This window comes from Marinobacter sp. tcs-11, assembly GCF_002049515.1.
GTDB classification, from domain to species: domain Bacteria; phylum Pseudomonadota; class Gammaproteobacteria; order Pseudomonadales; family Oleiphilaceae; genus Marinobacter; species Marinobacter nauticus.
The window spans coordinates 125,789-145,235 of the sequence record NZ_LLYU01000008.1; the positions used below are offsets into that span (position 1 = coordinate 125,789).

Sequence of the window (19,447 nt, forward strand, 5' to 3'; positions counted from 1 at the left end):
GGCAAAACCTTATTTCCACTTGCGATGGTAGGCCCCGATGGTGGTCAGGCCACCTTCGGAAAGACCGGCGAGGGTGCTGTTCCAGGCACTGTCTACAGCAAAGCTGTCAGGGGTGGCCTGAACCCGGTCCAGGGCCTGGCGCCAGGTTCGGGCAACATCTGCAATGTAGGCCGGGCTGCGCTGGCGGCCCTCGATTTTTACTGCGCTGATACCCAGCCCCTTCAATTCCGGCAGAAGATCCAAGGTATTCAGGCTTACCGGCTCTTCGATGGCATGGTACACGCTGCCCTCCACTTCAAACCGGCCCTTGCACAGGGTTGGGTAACCGGCGGATTCACCGGGGCCATAGCGATCAATGAGCACTTCATTCAGGCGGGATTCCAGCCCCTGAGAGGTTTCCTGCCAACGCACCGCCTTGGCCGGTGAACAGGCACCCCGGGTGTTGGGGGATTCATCCGTGAGGTAAGAAGACAGGTAGCAGCGACCCTCCGCCATAATGCACAGACTGCCGAAGGCAAAAACTTCCAGCTCCACTGGGCTATGCTTGGCCACACCCCGAACCTGATCCAGAGACAGCACGCGCGGCAGTACTGCCCGGCGGATATCGAAGTTGTCCTTGTAGAACGACAGGGCCTCATGGCTGGTGGCAGAACCCTGAACCGACAAATGCCGGGGGATATCCGGGTGCCTGTTTGCAGCGTAATCCAGCAGTCCCATATCGGCCAGGATAATGGCATCCACTCCAAGGCCGGCGGCACGATCCACCGCGGCTTTCCAGTGTTCCCAGCCATCGGGTTGCGGATAGGTATTAATGGCGCAGAACACACGGCTGCCTTTTGAATGGGCATACTCAATGCCCTCGGCTGCACGCTTGTCGTTGAAGTTCAGGCCAGCAAACTGGCGGGCGTTGGTACTGTCCCGAAAGCCGAAATAGACCGCATCGGCTCCATTGTCCACGGCGGTTTTAAGGGCGGGAAGGCTACCAGCCGGGCATACAAGTTCCATGGTTTTCTCCGCTGAGCACGTTGCCGTGCACCTTACCGGTCAGCGACTTAGCCCACCTTGACCTTTGTCAGCGGATTGACCGAAACCGGTCAAATACCCCTTTGGCAGTACTCTACGCATTAACCCCTACCTGAACCAAAACTGCCTAAAAATCATTATTTTAACTTTTTATTACAAGCACTTACACGTGGAAATCTACCCCCTCAGCTACCCCAAGGCGTCAATGGTCTGAACTGCTACACTTATCCACAATGGACGCCATTCTCAATGATGAGGCCCTCCCATGACTTTTATCAACAACCTCTCCATGCGAGGCAAGCTGATTACTTTGGTGCTGCCTGCGCTGCTGGTCATTGTATTTTTCTCGGTCCAGAGCATCTCCCGTAATATGGATGACCTGGACAACATGCAACAGCTCAATACCTTGGTTCGGCTGGCTGAGCTTGGGGATCCGCTGGTTGAGGAATTGCAGAAAGAACGGGGCCGTTCGGCCGTGTTTATTTCCAGCGCCCCGGATTCTGACGGCGAACGCGAGGCAACCCGCAATCTTCAATCCCAGAGACAAAATACCGACAGGAACCTGAGCGCCTACCAGAACGGAATCAAGGCACTGGCTGAAGAAGCCCGCTTTGACAGCAGCATTCAGGCAAGCGTCGACAGATTCCAGCGGGACATTGGCAATCTAATCAGCCTGCGCAGGGATATTGATAGCCGGGTGTTGTCTGGTGCCGAATCCGGCGCCCGCTACACCAGCCTGATCATGGAAATCGTTAACCGTATTCCGTTGCTGGTGCGCCGGGCATCTGAGCCCGAGCTTGCCCGGCAGATCAATGCCTACCTTGCCCTTGCCGAAGCTGCCGAAATGGCAGGCCGTGAACGGGCTGCAGGGGCGTCACTGGTGCGCAGCGGCAACTTCGCCCTGCCTGCAGTTGGGCAAATAGCGGCCCTGTCAGGGCGTCAGCAAGCGTATTTCCAGACCGCAATCGCCATGCTGAGTGCAAATTCGGATATCCGTGGTCGGATTGAGTCATTTCCCGAAACCGCCGAGCACCGAAAAATGCTGGATCAGCGAGATATGCTTCTGAGCAGCCCTTCCGGTATGTACGGCCTGGAAGCCAGTGACTGGTTTTCAGCCTCTACCAACCGCATCCAGGCCATTAATGGCATCCGCACTGATATGCTCTCACAGGTTAAAGCACTGGGCACCGCTGGCGTGAATGCCGCCAGAAGCAATCTGATCTGGGCATCGGCCATTGCCGCGACGTCAATCGTTCTGGTGGTTCTGTTAATGACCGTGATTATTCGAGCCATTCATCAGCAGGTGAATCAGCTGCTGGAAGGTGTTCGAAACGCCATGGACAACAAGGACCTGTCGCAGGCGATTCCGGTCTCCAGCAAGGACGAGACGGGCACCATAGCCGAAGCAATCAATGAACTGTTCGGCCGCTTTAGCGAGGCTTTGCTGCAAATCGACAAGGCAAGCGTACAGCTGGCCACAGCCACCGAGGAAACCAGCTCAACCGCGGGCCAGAATTCCTCACAGATCAAGAACCAGCAACAACAGATTGAGCAGGTGGCCGCTGCCACCGAAGAAATGTCGGCAACTTCAGAGGAGATTTCTCACAACACCCAGCAGGTGGCGGACGCCTCCAGCCGGGCTATGGAGAAAAGCCAGACCGGCGAGAAGGTGCTGCGCACCAGTGTCTCCCAGATCCGGGAACTGGCGAAGTCAGTACAGGACGTCAACCAGGTTATCGAAGAACTGGAACAACGCAGCACGACCATCAGCGATGTGGTTGATGTTATCCGGAAAGTGGCCGACCAGACCAATCTGCTGGCGTTGAATGCAGCGATCGAAGCCGCCCGGGCGGGCGAGCACGGACGAGGCTTTGCGGTAGTGGCGGATGAGGTTCGCACACTGGCGCAGCAAACCCATGAATCCACTACCCAGATTGAAGATATCATCAACGGCTTCAAGACCATCACCGACAACGCCAGCCGTTCAATTATCACCAGCCACAAACTGGCCGACCAGACCAGCGCGCAAGCCTCAGAGATGGAACAGACCTTTGCTGACATTCTGATGGACGTGAACAGCATTTCCGATATGGCGACCCAGATTGCCACTGCGTCGGAACAGCAGGTTGCCGTCACGCGCGAACTGGCGGGTAATATGGAATCTGTCAGCGAAGCTGCCCTCCTGACCCTGACCGGCTCCCAGGAAATCACCGAGGTCACCCAGGAGCAGGCGCGGCTGGCCCGACAGCTACAGGATCTGGCCAATGAGTTCAAAGTGGCCTGATCAGAAAACCCTCCACGACAACGCAAGAGGGCTGCCATGTGGCAGCCCTCTTGCGTTTGTGCTCATTGTTCTCCAGTCAGATAATTCTGGAGAACCGCTGGCTCGCCCCTTCCTTGCGGTACAGATCGAAGATCTGGCAAATGGCCCGGATCAGTAGGCGACCGGCTGGCTGAACCTGCAGCAAAGAACCGGAATCCGCAATCAACTCGTCCTGAATCATCGGCTTCAGGCGGTTTATTTCATCCGCGAAATAGCGGTCAAAATCTTCATTCCACTGTTCGGCAAACTGCTTGCGGTCCAGTCGGAACTGGCAGATCAGCTGCCCGATCACCCAGCGGCGGATGCGGTCGTCGCGGGTCAGGCCCACGCCACGAATAATCGCCAGTTGGCCAGCATCAATGGACGCCTCCCAGGACGGCAGGTCGTGGTTGTTCTGGAAGTAGGCGTCGTCGGTCTGGCCGATGGCGGAGACACCCAGGGACACCAGGTCACAATCCGAGTGAGTGGTGTATCCCTGGAAGTTCCGATGCAGGCGGCCTTCGCGCTGGGCCACCGCCAGGCTGTCGTCCGGCTTGGCGAAGTGGTCCATGCCGATGTATTCGTAGCCAGCTTCCAGCAAACGATTGATGGTGTTGTGCAGGATGGTCAGTTTCTGCTGCGGACTGGGCAGAGTATCGGCCTGAATCCGTGTTTGCGGATAGAAACGGTCCGGCAGATGCGCGTAACTGAACACCGAAAGCCGGTCCGGCGACATCTCGATCACCGATTCCAGGGTTTCGGCAAAGCTTTCCGGAGTCTGGTACGGCAGGCCGTAGATCAGGTCCAGGTTGATGGAGCGGAAGCCGATGTGGCGCGCTTCGTTCAATACCGACTCAGTCATGTCCCGGGGCTGGATACGGTTCACCGCTTTCTGCACTTCCGGATTCACATCCTGCACGCCCAGGCTGATACGGTTGAAGCCCAGCTCCCAGAGGGTGGACAGGGTATCTTCGTCCACTTCCCGGGGATCGATTTCGACACTGTAGTCCCGGTCGTCGCCGGACTGCAGGTTAAACAGCTCACCGTAACCGGCCATCAGGTGCTGCATCACATCCCTGGGCAGGAAGGTAGGTGTACCACCACCCCAGTGCAGCTGCTTGACCGGGCGGTCGGCACCGAACAGTTTCGACTGGATGGCCGCTTCTTTCAGTACCCGCTCCACATAGGGCATGGCCTTGTCGCGCTTCTTGGTGATCACCTTGTTGCAGGCGCAGTAGTAGCAAAGGTGCGCACAGAACGGCAGGTGAGTATACAGCGAGATGGGCCCGCCAGCGGCCTTGCTGCGGCCAGCCGCCTTGACCATGTCTTCAATGGAATAGTTCGGGGTGAACTCCACCGCTGTTGGATAGGATGTGTAGCGAGGTCCGCTCAGATCATAACGGCGGATGAGCGCCTCATCCCAGATAAAAGCGGGCAGATTGTTTGCTGTAGCGGTATCAGAAGCCATAGTAAAACTCTAACGTCGAATAGGATCGGCATGCCGGAAAGCGCGCATTATGCCTGACCGGCGGCTGGCACGATTTGATGCGAATCAGCTGAGTGTACCAGCATACCCAATGAACCACCCTTGCGCCCATGGCGTATTCTGCCTACCTCTAAAGGATAAACTCAGCCGGAGCCCGTCATGGCCAATCTCATCCTGATCCTGGGTGATCAGCTCAGCCACCGTCTCTCTGCCCTTGAGGGTGCAGACAAGGACAACGACCTGGTCGTGATGGCCGAGGTCCACAGTGAAGCCAGCTACACCAACCATCACAAGAAGAAGCTGGTGTTCATTTTCAGCGCCATGCGGCACTTTGCCGATGCACTGGAGGAGGATGGCTGGCGGGTTCACTATCAGCGCTATCACCCGGACAATCCGGCACAGTCTATTGAACAGGTAATAGCGGAGCTGGTGCGGAAATACCAACCGGAGCGAGTCATTACTACAGAATGTGGTGAGTGGCGTTTACACGAACAGATCAGCCGCTGGCACAAAACACTGGGCATCCCCGTGGAAATCCGGCCGGATACCCGCTTCGTGTGCGCCATTAACGAGTTCGCCCGCTGGGCCTACGGCAAAAAGCAGCTGCGCATGGAATTCTTCTACCGGGAGATGCGCAAGAAAACCGGCCTGTTGATGACGCCAGATGGCCAGCCGGAAGGTGGCCACTGGAACTTTGACGCCGATAACCGCAAGAAATGGACCGGCAAGCCGCCTGCTCCGACTCCGTTCCGGGAGGAGCCGGATACCATCACCACCGAAGTGATCGAACTGGTGAACGAGCACTTTTCGGAACATTTCGGCACCACGGATGATTTCCATTATGCCGTTACCGCCGAACAGGCCCGCCAGGCGCTTGCCCATTTTATCGACTTTGCCCTGCCCTGCTTCGGCGACTACCAGGATGCCATGTCAGACAACGAAGACTGGCTGTTCCACTCCATTCTGTCGCCCTACCTGAATACCGGGCTGCTGGAGCCCATGGAGGTCTGCGAAGAAGCGGTACGGGCCTGGCACGCCGGCCGGGCACCGCTGAATGCGGTGGAAGGTTTTGTCCGCCAGGTCATCGGCTGGCGGGAATTCGTGCGCGGCATCTACTGGCTGCTGATGCCCGGTTACGCCCGGGAAAACCGCCTGGGCAATACTCGGGAGCTGCCCTGGTTCTACTGGTCCGGCGATACAAAGATGCGCTGCATGCATAAAGCCATCGATGCCACGGCCCGCAACGCCTATGCCCACCACATCCAGCGACTGATGGTCACCGGTAACTTTGCCCTTCTGGCCGGGGTGAAACCGGAAGCCATCTGTGACTGGTACCTGGCAGTGTATATCGACGCCTTCGACTGGGTGGAACTGCCCAACACCCTGGGCATGGTGATGCACGCCGATGGCGGCTACCTCGGCTCCAAGCCTTACGCCGCCAGCGGCAAATACATCCAGCGCATGTCTGACCATTGCCAGAACTGTCACTACCGGGTGCAGGACGCTACCGGAGACCGCGCCTGCCCGTTCAACAGCCTGTACTGGCACTTCATTGACCGGCACCGGGAGGATTTTGCCAACAATCCACGAATGACCATGATGTACCGGAACTGGGACAAGCAGAAGCCAGAACGGCGGGAAGCCCTGCGGGCAAGGGCAGACTGGGTTCTGGCCAATATCGAAACACTGTGATCCGACTACGCCGAATGAGGTACGGAAAAGCGGGATTATGACTGCTATGCTCTTACCATTGTCAGCAATCTGGACGCTTGAGTGCGCAGATGGATACCCGCAGCCTGATTATCGGATTGAGCCTTGTTATGGCCTCACTGAGCGTGAGGGCAGACCACCATGGCTTCAGCCTTTATACCTTTCTGGCGCCGCCTTACCAGTATGCGGAACCCCAGATTCCAGTGGTTACCGGTGAAACCACGGAAACCATCCGCTGCGCCCTGGACAAGTCCGGATTTCAGGCCAGGATCAGTCTGATGCCGCAAAGCCGGGCCCGTTACTCGTTGGAACGCAACCTGGTGGACGGCTACTATGCCGTCGGGCCGTCCGAGGAACTGGACCAATCCGCCGTTCGCTCGCACCCGGTCGCCCTGGAGAAATGGCACTGGTTTTTCACCGCTGAAGCCAAACCGGACCCCGGCACTGCAAGAATTGGCGTGGTCGGTGGCAGCAATGAAGCCCTCTGGCTGGAAAACAATGACCTGAAACCCTTTATCACGGTCACCGGGGCTGAGCAGCTTCCGGCACTGCTGGTTCGAAAGCGGATTGATCTCGCCCTGATGGATCAGCGTGCCATGAAATACCTGCAGAACCAGAAATCCGGGGTAGATTGGTCACTGAATTCTGATTTTGTTCGGTATGCGCCTTTGCACCTGTATGTGAGCTCTCGCTTTTCTGCGGACCACCCTCGCTTCCTGTCCGGATTTAACGCACACCTTGCCGGCTGTGAAATGCCCAGTATGCAATTGTCCGAACAGGAAGCGTCTGAGGTTCAGGGGCTGGCGCAAGCACTGATGGCTGATCTCTCCGGCAACATCAATCTGACCAATGCCATCTACCAGGGGCCGACCTATGACAACCTGACCGATATCCTGACCAAGGACACGCTCTGGCAAGCGCTGGCACCCCACCATCCGACACCGCTGGCTGGCGAAATACTTGAGCTGCCGGCTTCCCGGGCAATGACAGCCTGGCAGGCCAGCCACTCGCCACTCGTTACCGAGGTACTGCTGACCGACAAAGCCGGGGCGCTGGTCGCCATGAGCCGCCTGTCCTCAGACTACTGGCAGGGCGACGAGCCCAAGGTTCAGGAAATCGCCCTTGAAACCGACCGAGGCGTTGAGAGAAAGCGCGACATGTGGATTTCGCCGATTCGCTACGATGCCTCCACCGCCCGTTTCCAGGTGATGGTCAGCTTTCCGGTGCCGCTGAATAAACTCAACAACGGACTCGAAGGCGTGCTGGTACTCGGGCTCGACATCGAACACGCTCTTCACAATCCCCCCGCCCCCGGCTCGGCAGAATAACCAACATCTTCCAGAGTCAGGGAGGCCCGACTTCGCAGGCCAGCACCAGAGCCCAAAACTCGGAGAAATCGTTAACCACTACATCCGGTTTGTCCGGGTGTTTGTGAGTACCGGGAAAAATCCGGTTCAGCCACGGCAAATCCCACTGGGCGCCGTTGAAGAACACCGCGCTCATACCGGCCCGTTTGGCCGCAATGATGTCAGTGGTAGAGTCGCCCACGTACCACACACTGGGGTCCGGTGGGTAATCCAGCTTCTGCACTGCCAGCAGCAATTGATCCGGGTGGGGTTTGCGCAGCGGGGTATCATCACCACACACGTTAACGTCAAACAGGTGTGTCCAGCCGGTATCTTCCACCGCCGCCAGTTCGTGCTCGAAAAACTCCCGGTCGCGGTTGGTGATCACGCCCACCAGGATACCCAGCTTGCGCAGCCCTTCCAGCATTTCCCGCACCCTGGGCTCGAAGGCTTTCACGGTGCCGTAGTGATTCCGGTAGTGATGATTAAAGGCTTTGTGGGCAATCTGCTTGGCGTCCTGATCCTCACCGAACAGCACTTCAAAAATATCGGTGCGGGAGATTTTTCGATCAGCCTTTACCTTGGGATGCAGTTTGGCGAACTCTCGCACGTATGCCACCAGGCGGGCATCTTCCGGGGTTTTGCTGTCTTCCGGCGCCACCATCCGGTCCATCAACCCCAGCTTGTGGAAATCCGGCAGCATGTCATCCACCGCGTGGTACATGGCATCGAGCGTGTCCACCAGAGTGGCGTGCCAGTCGAACAGGATCACCGCCGGGCGAATCAGTTTCACCACCGCCGGGTGCCAGTCCGGCTCAATGCGGGGTTCCGGCCGCTCTGGTGCCGGGAAGGGTTTCGGGCGCACCTCTGCCGGGCTGGCGACAAACGCTTCGGAATGCTCACGTTCCAGCAGGGCGAGTAAATCCATCAGATCTTCAAAGCTGTCGAGAACAGCGGTCGGGGCGTCTCGCTTGGTGAACCAGCTGCTGACCCGGTCGGGCTCCCAACAGGCACCGTTGTAGAACACTCCAGCCACACCGGCATGGTGTGCGGTAAGCATGTCCACATAACTGTCCCCGATATACCAGGCGTGTTCATCCGTTTGGATCGACAGCTTTTCCAGCGCTTTGAGGATAACCTCCGGATCCGGCTTGTATTCAGTGACGTCATCAGCACACACGGTGGCATCGAACAAATGCAGCCAGCGGCCCTCGTCGACAATCTGCAGTTCCCGGTCCAGGAACTCCCGGTTGCGGTTGGTGCACACCGCCAGCTTGATACCCAGGGCTTTCAGTGCTGACAGATACTCATAAGCGCCCGGCTGAAACGGTTTGACCTGGCCGAAGTACTTCCGGTAAGCCTGATTGTAGGCTTTATGCGCGATCAGCTTGGGAGCCTTGTTCTCACCAAAGATGGCGTTGAAAATATCCGTTCGGGAGACCCGGCGCTCAGCCAGAATCCGCGGGTGCAATCGGCGGTAGATTCGGATGTAACGCACCAGCCGCGCGTCGTCTTCGGTGCGGCACTGGTCTTCAGGCAGCAACTGCTCCACGAGGCCCAGCTCTTCCAGTTGCGGTAACATCTCCTCCATGGCGCTGAACATGGCATCATGGGTGTCCACCAGGGTACCGTGCCAGTCGAAGATCAGGACCGAGGGTGGCAGGATGTTGTCGTCGAATCGGGACATGGCAAAACCTCTGGAAGCTCAGTCACGTATATCCACACACCTCTTTCAGTTAAACCCATAAACCGCCCATGCACAAAAAACCGCACTTACCTGAGAAAATCTGCCCGGCCTGCCATCGCCCTTTCACCTGGCGCAAGAAGTGGGCAAAGGACTGGGACCAGGTGAAATACTGCAGTGAGCGTTGCCGGCGCAATCGGGGGCCGCACTGATGGCAGTCGTGGTCTGGTTCAAACGGGATTTACGGGTGGAGGATCACGGCCCGCTGTGCGCCGCTGTGCAATCCGGGCAGCCGGTGATTCCCTTGTATGTGGTGGAGCAGGAATACTGGCAGCAACCGGACACCTCCCGCCGGCAGTGGCAGTTCGTTGCGGAGTCTCTCGAATCCTTGCGCAAACAGTTAAAACGCTTGGGCAGTGATCTGCTGATTGCTCACGGGGAGGTCATCAGAACCCTGGATGACCTGAAACAGCAGTACGGCATCACACAGGTGTTCTGCCATCAGGAAACCGGCGGGGACTGGACCTTTCAACGGGATAAAGCGGTGATTGCCTGGTGCCAGAGCCAGCAGATTGAGTTCCGCGAATGGCAGGGCTTTGGTGTCGTTCGGCGACTGGTCAACCGGGACGACTGGGACCAGCACTGGAACCGGATCATCAAAAGCACACGCCTGCCTGCACCCGAAGGGATTCGTTCGCCGGATACCTCCGGCTGGCCGCAGAGCTTACCCGCACCCGCCCAGCTTAACGGTGGCCCATGCCCGGATCGTCAGGCCGGCGGCAGCGAACGGGCCATTGCCCTGCTGGATTCGTTTCTGGAACGGCGGTGCGTGGGTTATCAGTACAACATGTCCTCACCGCTTACCGCACCTCGCGCCTGCTCACGGCTCAGCCCTCACCTGGCCTGGGGCACCATCAGCCTACGCGATGTCTATCAGCAGTCAAAAGAGACCGGAGACCACCGCAACACTCTGCCTCGCAAGAAGAAAAGCCTCACCAGCTTTCGCTCAAGGCTGCACTGGCATTGCCACTTTATCCAGAAGCTGGAGGATGAACCGGAACTGGAATTCCGTGCCATGCATCGGGAACTGGAGCACCTGAAAACCGGACCAAACAACAGCGAGCGACTGCATCGCTGGCAGGAGGGCCAGACCGGCTGGCCGCTGGTGGATGCCTGCATGCGCAGCCTGGAGCACACCGGTTGGATTAACTTCCGCATGCGGGCCATGCTGATGGCGGTGGCCAGTTATCAGCTTTGGCTGCACTGGCGGGACCCGGCACTGCACCTGGCTCGCCTGTTTACCGATTTCGAGCCCGGCATTCACTATCCCCAGGCCCAGATGCAATCGGGGCTCACCGGCATCAACGCCCTGCGCATTTACAACCCGGTGTTGCAGAGCCAGAAACTGGATCCGGAAGGTGAGTTCATCCGCCGCTGGATACCGGAGCTGGCCGGCGTCCCGGCGGAAATGATCCACACCCCATGGCTGATGACGCCGGCCCAGAAGCAGCGCTTTGGCGGCAATACCTATATTTCACCAGTCTGTGATCATGAGCAGGCAGCACGGGTGGCTCGCAAGGCTGTCGGAGAGTTCAGGAAGCAGCAAGTGAGCCAGACAGAGACGGACCGGGTTCTCAACCGTCATGGCAGTCGAAAGGGGCCGGCACAGAACCGGCCCAGGACTGGCAGCCAGGACTCTGAACCGTCATCACAGCTCCCTCTTTTTTGATTCCAATGAACAAGGACCTTACTCGCTCTCTACAGGTCCGTCGCTCTCGTTTTTCTCCATACTGGGAAGCACCAGCACCGCACAAGGGGCATTGACCGACACATACTCCACCGTTGCCTTGCGCAACGGCCAGTGGCTGCCACCGCCACGGGAGACCAGAATCATCAGGTCTGCACACAGCTGGCCGGCCAGTGCCACCAGTTTCTCACCGGCCGAACCGGCCACCACGTGCAGGATCGCCTCCCGGTTCAGGGGCAGGTATTTCCGGGCCAGCAGATCCAGGTGGTGCCGCACCTGTTCTTCTTTGTCTTCCGGTGCTTCTTCGGTGACGTGAGGAAAGAAACCGCTGCCACCCGGGTTGAAGACACTGGCCAGGTGCAACTCGCCCCCCTCCTCCAGAAGATTCAGGGCCGCTTCCAGTGCACGCTTGCCCTCCCCGTCGTCTTTCGGATCAATCGCGATCAGCAGCTTCCGGTACATAACCTTTCTCCTGTTTGGGTTCAGAATCGGCTTCCACTTCCGGGAAGGCGCGGCCTCGCACCAGCTCATCCACACTGTAGCCGCGATAATCGGCGTGCAGAGCGCGATAGAGGGACACCGCCATAAAAATCAGCAGAATACAGAACGGTAAACCAAGTGAAGTGATCACGTTCTGCAGAGCATCCAGCCCGCCGGCAAGCAACAGAGTGGCCGCAATTACCCCCTGGGCCGCCGCCCAGAAAATCCGTTGGCGAATCAGCGAAGGCTGGTCGTCCCGGCGTGTCAGCATATCAATCACCAGGGAGGCGGAGTCCGATGACGTGGTAAAGAAAATGACAATAATGACCACACTCAGAGCAGAAGCCGCCTCCGCCAGCGGAAAAACATCAAGAAACGCAAAGATGGCCACCGACGGATCCCTCTGCACCTGATCCGCCAGTGCCACCAGGCCATTCATCTCAACGTTGATGGCAGAGAGACCAAAGATGCCGAACCACACCAGCGTAAACGCGGTTGGCGCAAACAGTACGCCGGCTACGAACTCCCGAATGGTTCGCCCACGGGAAATCCGGGCAATGAAAATACCCACATAGGGCGCCCAGGAAATCGTCCAGGCCCAGTAGAACAACGTCCAGTTGCGTTGCCAGTCCGACTCGCGAAAGGTTTCTGTCCAGAACGCCAGCCAGGGCAAGGCATCAAAATAATCACCCACGCTCTGAACCATACCTTCGGCAATAAACACGGTAGGGCCCACCGCAAATACAAACAGCAGCAAGACAATCGCCAGCAGAATATTCACCTGGGACAGCCGCCGAACTCCTTTGTCCAGGCCTAGCGCTACCGAGGTCGCTGCAATGCTGGCAATAACCGTGATCAGCAGAACCTGAACCCAGCCCGCGGAAGGAACACCGAACAGGTAATTCAGTCCACTGTTCAGCTGCAACGTGCCCAGCCCGAGCGACGTCGCCACCCCGAACAGCGTGCCCAACACCGCGATAACGTCCACCGCCCAGCCCCATGGACCAAAGGTGCGCTCACCAAGAATCGGGTAGAACAGGCTGCTGATACGCATGGGAAGGCTGTGGCGATAGGAGAAATAACCAATGGCCAGCCCCGGCATGGCAAAGATGGTCCAGGTGTGAAGGCCGAAATGATAGAGGGCAATGGTCATGGCGTCGGTAGCGGCCTGCTCGGTGCCGCCCTGCACACCATCAAATGGCGGATTGGCAAAGTGGGACACCGGCTCAGCCACCCCCCAGAACATGAGGATAGTGCCAATGCCGGCAGCAAACAGCATGGTGAACCAGGTGAGATTCGAGTAGTCCGGCCGACTGTCATCCGCCCCAAGGCGGATGCTGCCGTAGCGACTGAGCGCCAGACCAAGAAGAAAAATCAGAAGCGAAGACACCGCCAGGATATAGAACCAGCCCAGGTTACGGGCCACCCATCCGGTCAACTGCCCGAAACTGCTGGCCACAGCCTGGTCAAAAGGAATCGCCAAAGCCACAAACAGCGCGGCTATAGCAGCTGAACTAAAGAACACTCCGGGTATTGTCTGCAAGCCCAGCCGGTGTTGCAGGCGCTCCAGCACAGTCGCCTCCTCATTCCATGAAACCACCGCGCCACTGTACCATAGTGACAGTATCGTCTTCGGGCTGAGAGTTGACCGATGTCAGGCATTCAAGGGAATACATCATGAAAATTGGAGAGTTGTCCCGGCAGGCCGGTGTTCCGGTAGAAACTATCCGTTATTTTGAAAAAATCGGGCTGATGGCCAAGCCAGAGCGCGGCGAAAACGGATATCGCTATTATCGTCAGGAACACCTCGACCGCCTCCTGTTCATCCGGCGCTGCCGCAATCTGGACATGGCGCAGGACGAGATTCGTGAACTCATCCGGCTGGCTGAAAAACCCACTGCCGATTGCTCAGACGTCAATGCTCTGCTGGCTCGACACCTGTCACATGTGCGGGCCAGGCTCAACGAACTGAAAAGCCTGGAACAGATGCTGGTCAACCTACAGAACGCCTGTTCAGACCCGCGGACCATCCGGGAATGTGGGATTCTGGGCGGGCTCAGCGACGAATTGGCCACCCTCCCGGAACCCACCGCATCGGATAACCATGTACCAGGCACTCATGGATCAGGCCATCATGATTAGCAGGTGTTGACCCTGTAGCAACTACAGGGTTTTTAATGGAGACACTTAAACATTGGAGGTCTCTATGGCGTGTTCCTGTTCTGCACCTGAACCCAAAACTCCCGCTCCGGGGTTCCGAAAAGCGCTTTGGCTGGCGCTGTGGGTGAATCTGGTGATGTTTCTGGTGGAAGGCTTCGCCAGCCTGCAATCCGGGTCCGTTTCCCTGATGGCCGATGCCATCGATTTCTTTGGCGACAGCGCCAACTATCTGCTTTCTCTGAGCGTTCTGGGAATGGGGATGCTCTGGCGCGGGCGGGCGGCTATGGTAAAAGGTCTGACCATGGCCGTGTTCGGACTGGTGGTCTGGGGCCGGGCCGTCTGGGTACTGCAAAGCGGCATCACGCCCGAGCCACTGACCATGGGCATGGTGGGGCTGCTGGCGCTTGCCGCCAATGTCTTTGTTGCCGTGATGCTGTTCCGGTTCCGGGACGGTGACTCAGACATGCGCTCGGTCTGGCTTTGCAGCCGCAACGACGCTATCGGCAATATGGCCGTTATGGCCGCCGCACTGGGCGTGTTCGGCACCGGCAGTGCCTGGCCAGATCTGATCGTCGCAGCCATCATGGGTACGCTGGCCGTCACCGCCGGAGTTAGCGTGGTTCGCCATGCCCGCGCCGATATCAATGACGCGAAGCGTGACGCACAATTGCAGGCCAGCGAGACCTGAGTCCCTCAGAAAGGCTGGAAATCCGATAGACGGTAGGAGAATTCATCGTCTGCGATGAATGGGCTACCGTCCACTTCCAGCCGTACCGGGAACCCATAGCGTTGATCGTACTCAGCGACCAGGGTTTCTGCACTGTGCCGGGCTTTATCAATAACACCCAACAAACCATCAATGGTCAGGCGCCTGGGGTCCAGAATATCCGGATGGTTGATCGGCTGTTCCAAACCTTCAACATCGATCACCGTTCCCTCGCGCACAGTCACTCGCATGGGCTGGAGCAGGTCGGGAGGGCAGAAACAGGTTTGCCACACCGTAACCTCGTAACTGTCGATACCATGGGCTTGCCAAACGGCCTGAGCCTGTTGAAAATCCAGCACCGGGGTATTGTCTTTGCCGGCGCCGGCGCAACCCGCCGCCAGCAATGACACCACCAGCACCAGGCCTGTGCAGGTTATCTGACGTTCCACCACCGCCTCCTTCTGACGATCACGGCCGTCAGAGCAACCAGCAACCACCCCGCGCCCAGGCTGCCACCGCCACCGGATGAATCGCCACCCTGGTCTTCGTCGGTCGAGGTTTCCTCGAGCTCCGGCATGATTGCCGGAACCGTCTCACTGCTGGCAAACTGACCACCGTTGATAGCAACCAGTCGGTATTCGTAGGTATATCCCGCCACCGGTGTCTCATCGACATAGCTCTCGGTACCGTAAGGAGCCGTTGCCAGCAACTGCCACGGGGTATATTCAGTTCCTGTACGGCGACGTTCAATCCGATATCCGGTCTGAGGACCAGCATTCTCGGTCCAGGCCAGCAGCACACGGCCCGCCTCGGCCACAGCGGTCAGCCCCTCGGGAGCAACAGGGGCGTTGTTCCAGCTTATGCTCGCTGAATTGCCGGGCAATGAACGCACGCCCTCCAGCACGGCCACCACGCGATACGCATACTCACCGGTCGCGATCAAAGACGCATCGCGGTACTGATTCGTGCCCGCCGACAAGGTCACAGGCAGGTCGGAATAGGCGGTCTCGCCAGGGGCCATACGTTGCACAACATAGCCAGCTTCTGTGGTCTCGCTTGGTTGCCATCGCAGAAACGCACTCCGGGCCTCCGGTGTCACCACCAGGTCACCAGGAGCCGCAACCGCGGTGGGCGCGACCTCAAAACGGCTTTCCAGCGTATTGTTGGCCGGCTGCAAATCCAGTACTTCACCACTCAAGCTGATCAGGGAGACCCGTTGATTCAGGGTCAGATTGGCTTCGGTACCTGAATATGCCTGAATCGCGAGCTGGTGTCCCTGAGCATCGGGGATAAGATCGGAACAGCTATAGGACCGGGATGAGATCTCGCAAGGCACACTGTCAACGGTGACCATCTCCAGCCGGGTGTCTGTGCCCGTCAGTTCGCCCGTGACTTCCAATCGATCTGCATTTTCGGAAGCGCTCTGATAGCCAATATCAAAAAAGGCCTGGAACTGGCTCTGTCCCGGTATCCTCTCAGGATTTGTGGTTACCGCCGTGAGCATGGTATCGGCCGGAAAATTGAAACACTGTTCCAGCGCCGGTTGCTGGTTAATGGTATTGATCAGATTGGTTTCAGAACACGACGAAAACCGGGTCGCATCCGGGTTTGCCCAGGGGCTCATGATGAATCCGGTCGAACAGCTGTTCTGCTGCTCATCATGATTGGCACCGAAATTATGACCGAGCTCATGGGCAACGACGACAGCGGTCAACACGTTGGAGTCAAACGCGTTGGTAACACCGGTACCATACCCGCTGTTACTACAGAGGCTACCTACCCAGGCCAGCCCGGCCGTACTTCCATCGAAATCCCTTCCGCTCACCAGGTGCAACAGGGCGCGCCGATTCTGCTGAAACGGCAGACTGCCGCCGGCCACCTGCGCGCGCACATCATCCAATAGTTCATCCGCTGAAGTGGATGTGGTGAAGGTATTCGTCTTCAGGAAAGTAAGACTCAGGGTATCCAGCGCAATACCGAACTGCTCGAAATAGAACCCTTCCACCAGATTCAGAATGCTGACAGCCCGATCCTGGAAGTCGTCGGGGAAACGTTGCTGGAATTCGAGATCGAAAACCACCTCCAGCTCCAGCAACAGACAGGCTCCTTCTACCCGGCTGTCACAGAGGCTGTCGTAGCTCGCAGACACCGCCTGCGCCATCATTGGCGTAAGAACACGATCAGGAGCAATAACGGCACTGCTGTGTACATGGTCAACACCGCAGCTGGGAGCGACATCAAACCCAAAGCTCTTAGTGACCAACTGCTGACTGTCCTGCCGGCCACCAATCACATGCATACGCCCAAACAGGTAGGCCATACCTTCCCAGCCATTCTGCAGGCGAGACACCCTTACCCAGCTGTCCGGGTCGACTGCCACCTTACCCTGAAAGTGGCGGCCCAAGGCGAGTGCCTGGTGCGCCCCCAGGGCTGAGACCAGCCGATTATTGGCTTGCAGCTCAACTTCGTAATCCTGGCCATCTATCCACAAATCCAGCGACTCCGAAGCGCTGGCATGAATTGAGAACAACAACAGCCAGACATGAACCAGTATCGGGAAAAGGTACAGCAAACGTCTCACGGGCGAATCCTTTTCTGTTAAGGCAATTGGAATTCGCGCAAACTAATAGGCTTGGCAGGGCGAGACCAGCCCGAACCAGTAACAATCTGCATTTATGAGAGACATGTCCCGCATGAGGGTTCGAGTGGTTAACAGGTCGGCACTCTTGTTATGCATGGTGCTTGTATTTTCATTTTTTCTTCCACCTCAATTGTTGCAGTGGCAACCGGACACAATCACATCCGGCCAGTGGTGGCGCTTGTTTACGGGTCACCTGGTTCACCTGAACGTGAACCATCTCCTGTTGAATCTGGCAGGCGTGCTTATTCTCGCTCTTCTGTTCCCACGCTTCCTGCCTGTCGGCAGGTTACTCTGGATCACACTGCTGATGGCCGCAGCGATCTCCCTGGGACTATTGTCGCTCCGGCCAGACCTGGCCAGCTATCGAGGATTCTCCGGCTGTATCCACGGCCTGGCCGCAATTCTGGCAATGAGAGAGCTGAAAACGGATCGCTGGCTTTCCATCACTCTGCTTGCAGCACTGTCCGTGAAACTTGTTTTGGAAGGTTTTGAACTGGCCGGTTCCCAGACCACGGCCCTGATTGGAGGACCGGTAATCTGGGAGGCCCATGCACTGGGTTTCGCTTCCGGACTGCTGATTGCCGGAGCCGGCTTTATCCGGCGCCGAACGCCAAAGCAATCATCACTGGAATAAAACCGAGGGCAAACAAGGTACTGAGCAACGTAGTACCCGCTGCCTGCCTGGGTGAGGCCTCCAGCAAAGTCGCAATCACCACGGTATTGGCGGCAATCGGTGTGATGGAAATCAGGAATATGGCCTGATGCACTGCCGGCTCGTAAATTCCCAGAAGCGCTGAATCAACCCACCAGAACACAATAGCCACCAATGGCCAGATCACGAACTTTCCGAAAAATGCCAGGGCAGTGAATCGGGGGTTGCCGGCCAATCCCCGAAAGCTGGTAATGCCCATGCCGATAATCATCATCCCGAGAATACTGTAGGCGCCGCGCAGATTATCGAACAGGGGCATAAAGACGTCAGGAATGGAGGCTCCGGAAAGGTTGAGTACAACCGCAGCCAGGAAAGCATAGACAGAAGGCAGGCGCGCCACCCTGAGCAGCGCATCCTGAATGCTGTATTTACCCCGGGCGGCGAGATAAAACCCGACAGAATTCTCGAACAGGGTCGTTCCCAGCATACAGACAATGTAGAGCGCCAGGCCTTCCTCTCCAAACAGCAACAGCGCCACCGGAATTCCGAAATATCCTGTATTGCCAGTTCCCACTGACAGTGGAATCACCGCCGCGCTGCCATCCGAAAGCAGCTTTCGGGCAATGGCCATATGACTCAGGGCAATCACGCTACAGAAACCGAACACCAGGGCGGGCAACAGGATCACCTCGGCGCTGAGCGGCGCCGCCATCACGCCCGAAAACACCACAGACGGCGTCACGATATACAGCATGATGCCGGCAATGTGCCGACCGCTGGCCTCCAGAAAACGACCGGCAATCCAGCCCAGTGCCACCGTAACGTAAAGCGGAAGGAGTTTGAGCAGCAGGGCCAGGGCGGCAGACATGATCTCTCCGGGCGTAAAACCTTGAAAATACAACCAGCGGGGCAGTCTACCACCTACCCATCAAGAGGTAACTCCCCAGCGCAATAGAGAAACCCGGGATCATCTTTGATAATCATCAATAGCATTAGGGATGCATCTTTATATCCTAGTGGGGCAGTCAGGTATTCGTAACAACCAAGGAGAGAGACCAATGGCCGAGCGCTTTACCAAAAGCATGGCCAGGAACATATATCTGGGGGGAAGTGCCTTCTTCGTCCTGCTGTTCCTGGCCCTGACTTTTGACACTCAGCTGCGTGCTATGCCCGAGCGGGATAACCGCGACGAGCTCACCGAACAGGTGGTGCGCGGCAAACATCTGTGGGAAGAGAACAACTGTGTCGGTTGTCATTCCATCATGGGCGAAGGCGCTTACTTCGCTCCCGAACTGGCCAACGTGTTTGACCGCCGTGGCGGCGGTGATACTGAGGTCTTCAAGGCATACATGAAAGCCTGGATGAACGCCATGCCCACGAATATTCCGGGCCGGCGCCAGATGCCGGATTTCAATCTGAGTGATTCCGAGATCGAAGACCTGGCCGCTTTCCTGGAGTGGACATCCAAGATCGACGACAACGGTTGGCCACCCAACATCGAGGGGTAAGG

The 19,447-nt window shown here is 57.6% G+C and carries 17 protein-coding genes; 9 read left to right on the forward strand and 8 right to left on the reverse strand.

The window, feature by feature from the left end; all coding sequences use genetic code 11:
- Positions 1 to 9: 9 nt before the first annotated feature.
- Positions 10 to 1,005: a ubiquinone anaerobic biosynthesis protein UbiU gene (gene ubiU, locus ARC85_RS10970; RefSeq protein ID WP_199452485.1), complete on the reverse strand. Its 996-nt coding sequence runs from the start codon at positions 1,003 to 1,005 to the stop codon at positions 10 to 12.
- 283 nt (positions 1,006 to 1,288) lie between these two features.
- Between ubiU and ARC85_RS10975 the strand changes: the two genes are divergently transcribed.
- Positions 1,289 to 3,307, forward strand: coding sequence for a methyl-accepting chemotaxis protein (locus ARC85_RS10975; protein ID WP_286714858.1), 2,019 nt, complete (start codon positions 1,289 to 1,291; stop codon positions 3,305 to 3,307).
- A 76-nt stretch (positions 3,308 to 3,383) separates the two neighbouring features.
- Here the strand turns inward: ARC85_RS10975 and hemN are convergent, their stop codons facing one another.
- On the reverse strand, positions 3,384 to 4,793 hold the full coding sequence (gene hemN, locus ARC85_RS10980) for an oxygen-independent coproporphyrinogen III oxidase (RefSeq protein WP_153740655.1): 1,410 nt from the start codon (positions 4,791 to 4,793) through the stop codon (positions 3,384 to 3,386).
- Between the two features lie 177 nt (positions 4,794 to 4,970).
- Between hemN and ARC85_RS10985 the strand changes: the two genes are divergently transcribed.
- Positions 4,971 to 6,503, forward strand: a complete 1,533-nt coding sequence (locus ARC85_RS10985; protein WP_153740654.1) for a cryptochrome/photolyase family protein — start codon at positions 4,971 to 4,973, stop codon at positions 6,501 to 6,503.
- 89 nt (positions 6,504 to 6,592) lie between these two features.
- Positions 6,593 to 7,849, forward strand: coding sequence for a type 2 periplasmic-binding domain-containing protein (locus tag ARC85_RS10990; RefSeq protein WP_153740653.1), 1,257 nt, complete (start codon positions 6,593 to 6,595; stop codon positions 7,847 to 7,849).
- Between the two features lie 16 nt (positions 7,850 to 7,865).
- Here the strand turns inward: ARC85_RS10990 and ARC85_RS10995 are convergent, their stop codons facing one another.
- Positions 7,866 to 9,554, reverse strand: a complete 1,689-nt coding sequence (locus ARC85_RS10995) for an HAD family hydrolase (protein WP_199452487.1) — start codon at positions 9,552 to 9,554, stop codon at positions 7,866 to 7,868.
- Positions 9,555 to 9,622: 68 nt separating this feature from the next.
- Between ARC85_RS10995 and ARC85_RS11000 the strand changes: the two genes are divergently transcribed.
- Together ARC85_RS11000 and ARC85_RS11005 are read left to right on the forward strand one after the other, a co-directional pair.
- Positions 9,623 to 9,763 carry a DUF2256 domain-containing protein gene (locus ARC85_RS11000; RefSeq protein ID WP_011786546.1) on the forward strand — a complete coding sequence of 47 codons (141 nt, stop codon included), beginning with the start codon at positions 9,623 to 9,625 and terminating at the stop codon, positions 9,761 to 9,763.
- A complete protein-coding gene (locus ARC85_RS11005) occupies positions 9,763 to 11,280 on the forward strand; it encodes an FAD-binding domain-containing protein (protein WP_199452488.1) in 1,518 nt (505 codons plus the stop codon). Before ARC85_RS11000 ends, ARC85_RS11005 begins: the two co-directional genes overlap by 1 nt.
- Before the next feature lie 18 nt (positions 11,281 to 11,298).
- Here ARC85_RS11005 and ARC85_RS11010 read toward each other — a convergent pair whose 3' ends face one another.
- Entirely contained in the window at positions 11,299 to 11,760 is a 462-nt protein-coding gene (locus ARC85_RS11010; RefSeq protein ID WP_023008590.1) for a universal stress protein, read from the reverse strand.
- A complete protein-coding gene (locus ARC85_RS11015; protein ID WP_199452489.1) occupies positions 11,732 to 13,351 on the reverse strand; it encodes a BCCT family transporter in 1,620 nt (539 codons plus the stop codon). Before ARC85_RS11015 ends, ARC85_RS11010 begins: the two co-directional genes overlap by 29 nt.
- 104 nt (positions 13,352 to 13,455) lie before the next feature.
- Between ARC85_RS11015 and cadR the strand changes: the two genes are divergently transcribed.
- Entirely contained in the window at positions 13,456 to 13,920 is a 465-nt protein-coding gene (cadR, locus tag ARC85_RS11020; RefSeq protein WP_041655025.1) for a Cd(II)/Pb(II)-responsive transcriptional regulator, read from the forward strand.
- 64 nt (positions 13,921 to 13,984) lie between these two features.
- Positions 13,985 to 14,626, forward strand: coding sequence for a cation diffusion facilitator family transporter (locus ARC85_RS11025; RefSeq protein ID WP_022990837.1), 642 nt, complete (start codon positions 13,985 to 13,987; stop codon positions 14,624 to 14,626).
- Positions 14,627 to 14,631: 5 nt separating this feature from the next.
- Here the strand turns inward: ARC85_RS11025 and ARC85_RS11030 are convergent, their stop codons facing one another.
- A complete protein-coding gene (locus tag ARC85_RS11030; RefSeq protein ID WP_011786552.1) occupies positions 14,632 to 15,093 on the reverse strand; it encodes a DUF6174 domain-containing protein in 462 nt (153 codons plus the stop codon).
- Positions 15,078 to 17,225: a M12 family metallo-peptidase gene (locus tag ARC85_RS11035; RefSeq protein ID WP_153740645.1), complete on the reverse strand. Its 2,148-nt coding sequence runs from the start codon at positions 17,223 to 17,225 to the stop codon at positions 15,078 to 15,080. The genes ARC85_RS11030 and ARC85_RS11035 overlap by 16 nt, the downstream gene beginning before the upstream one ends.
- A 154-nt stretch (positions 17,226 to 17,379) precedes the next feature.
- Between ARC85_RS11035 and rrtA the strand changes: the two genes are divergently transcribed.
- The gene (gene rrtA, locus ARC85_RS11040) at positions 17,380 to 17,919 is read left to right on the forward strand and encodes a rhombosortase (RefSeq protein ID WP_194841899.1); all 540 of its coding nucleotides are present in this window, start codon (positions 17,380 to 17,382) and stop codon (positions 17,917 to 17,919) included.
- Here the strand turns inward: rrtA and ARC85_RS11045 are convergent.
- Positions 17,879 to 18,805 (reverse strand): AEC family transporter, encoded by a 927-nt coding sequence (locus ARC85_RS11045; RefSeq protein WP_153740643.1) that lies wholly within the window; start codon positions 18,803 to 18,805, stop codon positions 17,879 to 17,881. The two genes, rrtA and ARC85_RS11045, sit on opposite strands and share 41 nt — an antisense overlap.
- A 190-nt stretch (positions 18,806 to 18,995) precedes the next feature.
- Here ARC85_RS11045 and ARC85_RS11050 point away from each other — a divergent pair, with 190 nt between their 5' ends.
- Complete coding sequence (locus ARC85_RS11050) at positions 18,996 to 19,445, forward strand: c-type cytochrome (protein ID WP_022990832.1); 450 nt, start codon at positions 18,996 to 18,998, stop codon at positions 19,443 to 19,445.
- Positions 19,446 to 19,447 lie beyond the last annotated feature (2 nt).

Excerpts from the sequence above, each read along its gene's own strand:
- ARC85_RS10975 (WP_286714858.1), top strand. The coding sequence starts at position 1,289 with ATGACTTTTATCAACAACCTCTCCATGCGAGGCAAGCTGATTACTTTG.
- ARC85_RS11025 (WP_022990837.1), top strand. The coding sequence starts at position 13,985 with ATGGCGTGTTCCTGTTCTGCACCTGAACCCAAAACTCCCGCTCCGGGG.
- ARC85_RS11045 (WP_153740643.1), bottom strand. The coding sequence starts at position 18,805 with ATGTCTGCCGCCCTGGCCCTGCTGCTCAAACTCCTTCCGCTTTACGTT.
- cadR (WP_041655025.1), top strand. The coding sequence starts at position 13,456 with ATGAAAATTGGAGAGTTGTCCCGGCAGGCCGGTGTTCCGGTAGAAACT.
- ARC85_RS10995 (WP_199452487.1), bottom strand. The coding sequence starts at position 9,554 with ATGTCCCGATTCGACGACAACATCCTGCCACCCTCGGTCCTGATCTTC.
- rrtA (WP_194841899.1), top strand. The coding sequence starts at position 17,380 with ATGGTGCTTGTATTTTCATTTTTTCTTCCACCTCAATTGTTGCAGTGG.
- hemN (WP_153740655.1), bottom strand. The coding sequence starts at position 4,793 with ATGGCTTCTGATACCGCTACAGCAAACAATCTGCCCGCTTTTATCTGG.
- ARC85_RS11000 (WP_011786546.1), top strand. The coding sequence starts at position 9,623 with ATGCACAAAAAACCGCACTTACCTGAGAAAATCTGCCCGGCCTGCCAT.
- ARC85_RS11005 (WP_199452488.1), top strand. The coding sequence starts at position 9,763 with ATGGCAGTCGTGGTCTGGTTCAAACGGGATTTACGGGTGGAGGATCAC.
- ubiU (WP_199452485.1), bottom strand. The coding sequence starts at position 1,005 with ATGGAACTTGTATGCCCGGCTGGTAGCCTTCCCGCCCTTAAAACCGCC.
- ARC85_RS10990 (WP_153740653.1), top strand. The coding sequence starts at position 6,593 with ATGGATACCCGCAGCCTGATTATCGGATTGAGCCTTGTTATGGCCTCA.
- ARC85_RS11050 (WP_022990832.1), top strand. The coding sequence starts at position 18,996 with ATGGCCGAGCGCTTTACCAAAAGCATGGCCAGGAACATATATCTGGGG.
- ARC85_RS11010 (WP_023008590.1), bottom strand. The coding sequence starts at position 11,760 with ATGTACCGGAAGCTGCTGATCGCGATTGATCCGAAAGACGACGGGGAG.
- ARC85_RS10985 (WP_153740654.1), top strand. The coding sequence starts at position 4,971 with ATGGCCAATCTCATCCTGATCCTGGGTGATCAGCTCAGCCACCGTCTC.